The sequence below is a fragment of the Bordetella petrii genome, from assembly GCF_020991325.1.
Classification (GTDB): domain Bacteria; phylum Pseudomonadota; class Gammaproteobacteria; order Burkholderiales; family Burkholderiaceae_B; genus Bordetella_A; species Bordetella_A petrii_E.
This window is the reverse complement of sequence record NZ_JAJMLX010000329.1, coordinates 1-4593: the sequence shown is the minus strand read 5'-3', so window position 1 is coordinate 4593 and position 4593 is coordinate 1. Positions and strand designations below refer to the sequence as shown.

Genomic DNA, 4593 nt, shown 5'->3' with positions numbered 1-4593 from the left:
GGGGTGGGTGACGCGGCGCGCCAGGTCGCGGCCGGTGAGTTTTTGCGCCGTGGCGGACAGGCGCGCGTAAATACCCACCAGGGCGCGCCGGTAGGGTTCGTCGCGACGGTGGGGCGAGTCGTCGCCGCCCGCATCGGCCAGCGCGTGCAGGGCCGGGTCGGCCTGGATCAGCAGGGTGGTGATGGAGAGTTCCGCGCCCAGCGCGTGCACTTCCTGCAGGTAGTATTCGAACAGCACCGTGGCCTGGCGCAGCAGGGCCAGTTCCAGGGTGCCGGCATCGACGTTGGGGTTACCGTCGCGGTCGCCGCCTATCCAGCTGCCCATGCGCAGGAACGGTTCCAGCGGAGCCGGGGGCGCGGCAAACGGCTTGGCGGCATCGCGCGACAGCAGCCGCGACATCTCGCCATACACGCGCGGGATCACGTTCAGGAAGGTGCTGCGGTAATACGACAGCGCGTTCTCGATTTCGTCCGCTACGGTCAGGCGCGTGTAGCGCAGCATGCGGGTTTGCCACAGGGTGGCCACACGGCCCAGCAAGGCCAGGTCCAGGTCGGCGGTTTCCTGGGTGGTGAGCGGGCCTTCGCGCTGCAGCAGCAGGCCCGCGATTTCGCGATGCACGTCCAGCGTGCTTTTGCGCTGCACTTCGGTGGGGTGGGCGGTTAGCACCGGCACCACGCAGGCTTCATTGAGCAGGCGGCGGATGCGGTTGGCGCTCACGCCGTGTTCTTTGAGCAGCGCAACGGCTTCGCGCAGGCTGCCTCGCGCGGGCGCGTCGTCGGCCAGCGCCAGGGTGCGCTGGGCGCGGTTCTGGTCGCGGTCTTCGGCAATGTTGGACAGATGCAGAAAATAGCTGAAGGCGCGCGCCACGGAGTTCGGGTCGCTGTCGCGCAGGCGCTTGACGCGCTGTTCCAGCAGCTTGCCGTCGGCCTCTTTGCCTTCCCGCCGGAAACGCACCGCGGTGCGGCGCAGTGTTTCGATGGTGTCGAAAACCCGTTCACCTTCGCAGGCCTGGATCACCTGGCCCAATAATCGGCCCAGTAGCCGGATGTCGTGACGCAAAGGTTCGGCAGTCGCGGACTGCGGGCGGATAGCTTTCATAAGCGGGGGGATCCGTCGAGTAAGGGGTTGGATACGGGAATGCAGCGATAAGAAAACAGCAATGAGGCAGATGCCGGCCATTTTACGCAGCCCCGCCCGGCCGCGTCCCTTGAGGTACAGTTCCGCCATGGCGCCTTGCCTTCTTCATTCGTTAAGCCCGTCTTATGCAAAATGACAATCGACGCGCGCTGGTCCTGTTCTCGGGCGGCCAGGATTCCACCACTTGCCTGGCCTGGGCGCTGGACCGCTACGCCCATGTTGAAACCGTGGCGTTCGACTACGGCCAGCGCCATCGCATCGAACTGGATGCGCGCCTGAACGTGCTGCGTGAACTGCGCGGGCGTTTTCCGCAATGGGATGCGCGGCTGGGCGAAGACCATCTGCTGGACTTGAAAGTGCTGGGCCAGGTGGGCGATACCGCCATGACCAGCGAACGCGCCATCGAAATGCAGGCCAATGGCCTGCCCAACACCTTCGTGCCGGGGCGCAATCTGTTGTTCCTGACCCTGGCCGCGGCCCTGGGCTACCGCCGCCAGCTGGACGTGCTGGTGGGCGGCATGTGCGAAACCGATTTCTCGGGCTACCCCGATTGCCGCGACGACACCATCAAGGCGCAGCAAGTGGCGCTGGGCCTGGGCCTGGGAACGCGCGTCACCATCGAAACGCCGCTGATGTGGATAGACAAGGCCGATACCTGGGCACTGGCGCGGCAACTGGGCGGCCAGGCGCTGGTGGATATCGTGGTCGAGCACAGCCACACCTGCTACCTGGGCGAGCGCGGCGCGCGGCACGACTGGGGTTACGGTTGCGGCGAATGCCCGGCTTGCGCCTTGAGAAAATCCGGCTGGCTGCGCTGGCAAGGCCAGGCCGCGGCCTGATTCGTCGACTCAATTGCCCGTTTCGTCGAAAAAAGCTGGTTGAGCCCCTGGGGGTTGGGTAATTTCTGATGGTCACCAGTCCATCTGGAAGCCCGCCATGAGACCCCACCGTACTCCCAGTAACCGCCAACTCATGCGTCAGACCCTGCTGGCCATGAGCCTGAGCATGGTCTTCGGGCCATCGGCCGTGCGGGCCGAAGACATCCAGTGCAGCACGGACACCAAGTGTGTAAAGCTGGGCCAGGGCGCTGTCTATACGTCGTCGGTCGGCTCGACCAGCACCGGGGCGGACGGAAGCTCTGGTACAGGCAGGGACGGCAAACCCGGGGGCAGCGTCGAGTTGCTGGACGAGGGCGCCGTGTTCAACCTGGATCCCGCGGCTGGCGGACACGCGCTGAGTTCCTGGACTGGGGCCATGTATGCCACGTCGACAGGCGGCGACGGCAGCGAGGATGAGGACGGCGGCGGCGCCGGCACCGTCAGGCTGGAAAGCGCCGGCCAGGTGAATATGGTGGTGGGCGACCAGAACGGCCTGGGCCAGGTCGCGGCCGTGCTGTACGGCAAAAGCAGTGGCGGCCACGGCGACAGCGATGACCACGATACCGACGGCCATGGCAATGGCAATACCAACAACGATACGGATGGCGGCGACGGCGGCGCGGGGAACAGGGTCGATGTCCGCACGTACGGCACCAGCCTGTACCAGGTCGCGGGCAAGATCACCACCGACATGTCCGGCATTTTCGCCGCCAGCGCGGGGGGCGATGGCGGAGAGCAGAATTCGTCCGACCTGGGTATCGGCGACCAGGTCGGCGGCGCCGGCGGAATTGGCGACGATATATACGTGCTCAATGAGGGCTCGTTCATTTTCGCGGGCGACGCCCTGGCGGGCAGCACGGGCGGCAAGCTGACCATCAACGACAACGTCCTGGTGGGCTTGATCCGGGCCGACTCGCACGGCGGGAAGGGCGGGCCGGACAACGGCGCGGCGGGCAGCGGCGGCGATGTCTGGATCGAGCACCAGGCCGGGTTGCTGCAATTGGTGGCCGACGCGAGCAGCGGCACCACGGTATATGGTCTGCGCGCCACGTCCGAGGGAGGCGAGGGCGATGAGTCGAACGATTCGTCGGACCCAGGCGGGCAGGGTGGCCAGGCGGGCAATATCACCGTAATCGCCGACAGCGCGGTCGAGATCGACGTATCGCACGCCAAGGGCGCCGCCATCCAGGCGGTGTCCCAGGGAGGGCGGGGCGGAGACGGCCCAAGAAAGGACAAGAGCGGGGGCACGGGCGGCACGGGCGGCAATGTGGCCGTCACATTGGACGGGACTACGCCCTACACGATCAGCACCGCGGGCGGCTCGCACATGTATGGGGTCGAGGCGCAATCGAAAGGAGGTTTTGGCGGTGACGGTGACGATTCCATCGCCCTGGCGGGCACGCCCGGCGGCGCCGGACAGGGTGGCGATGCTGGCGATGCGAGTGTCGATATCGGCACGAATGTCACGATATCGACCGGCGGCGATTATTCCTCTGGCGTGGTGGCCTATTCCGTCGGGGGCGGGGGCGGCACTGGTGGCGATTTCTACGCCATCCTGGGCGGCGGTGGCAAGGGCGGCGATGGCGGTGAATCTGGCAGTGCGACGGTGCACAACTCTGGGGTCATCCATACCGCGGGCGATTGGGCATTCGGCATCGATGCGCAGTCCAACGCGGGCGGCGGCGGCGCGGGCGGGATAAGCGGGGGTGTCGTCAGCGTGGGCGGCGATGGCGGGATCGGAGGCCAGGCGGGCTATGCCGATGTCGTGAATTTCGGTTCCATTGCAACGCAGGGCTACGGCGCCATCGGGATGAGCGCGCAGGCCACCGGCGGCGGCGGCGGCAATGCGGGCGTGACGGCCGGTGTCGTGGCGATCGGCGGCGGCAGCTACTCTTCGCTGACGGGGTCGTCGAATCAAGCGGGCGCGGATGGCGGCACCGTGTACGCGTGGAATTCCGGCACCATCACGACAGAGGGCGACGCGGCCGCGGCGATTAGCGCGCAATCGATAGGCGGCGGCGGTGGCAATGCCAGCGGCAATTTCGGCATCATCACCGTGGGGGCCACCGGCGGGGCCGGCGGCGATGGCGGCGGCGTTCATTTCGACGGAGGGGGCGCGGGGCAACTGGGCACGCTCCAGACGTCCGGCGACTTTTCTTACGGCGTGATCGCGCAGTCGTTAGGCGGCGGTGGCGGAAATGGCGGAGATACGCTGGACGTCGGCATTCTCGGCGCGGTGAGCATCGGCGGGTCGGGCGGCCCCGGCGGCGATGGCGGAACGATCAATTTCCAGGGCACGGCCCCCGCGTCGATCACGACCTCGGGCCAAAACGCGCATGGCATTCTCGCGCAGTCGATCGGCGGCGGCGGCGGCGCCGGCGGCGACATGTGGCACGTGGGCCTGGAGGTCCTGGCCGTGGTCGTTGGCGGCGGTGGCGGCGATGGCGGCGACGGCAATGATATTGAGCTCAACTGGCAGAACCTGGCAGTGGATACCTTCGGCAGCGCGGCGCGTGGCATCGATATCGCCGTCCAGGCGCGCCCAGAAGAACATGCCGCCCTCGGGCTTGCGGAACGT

The 4593-nt window shown here is 67.2% G+C and carries 2 protein-coding genes and 1 pseudogene; 2 read left to right on the top strand and 1 reads right to left on the bottom strand.

Annotated features, from left to right (window positions below; translation table 11 throughout):
* A partial coding sequence (locus LPZ50_RS22105) for a phosphoenolpyruvate carboxylase (RefSeq protein ID WP_230664980.1) occupies nucleotides 1-1098 on the bottom strand: 1098 nt, incomplete at its 3' end.
* A 164-nt stretch (nucleotides 1099-1262) separates the two neighbouring features.
* On the opposite strand from LPZ50_RS22105, the gene queC reads away from it, so the two are divergent.
* Complete coding sequence (queC, locus tag LPZ50_RS22100; RefSeq protein ID WP_230664978.1) at nucleotides 1263-1976, top strand: 7-cyano-7-deazaguanine synthase QueC; 714 nt, start codon at nucleotides 1263-1265, stop codon at nucleotides 1974-1976.
* Between the two features lie 133 nt (nucleotides 1977-2109).
* Nucleotides 2110-4593, top strand: a pseudogene (locus LPZ50_RS25345) (hypothetical protein); the annotation flags it as partial.

Coding starts and splice junctions, on each gene's coding strand:
- queC (WP_230664978.1), top strand. CDS start 1,263: ATGCAAAATGACAATCGACGCGCGCTGGTCCTGTTCTCGGGCGGCCAG.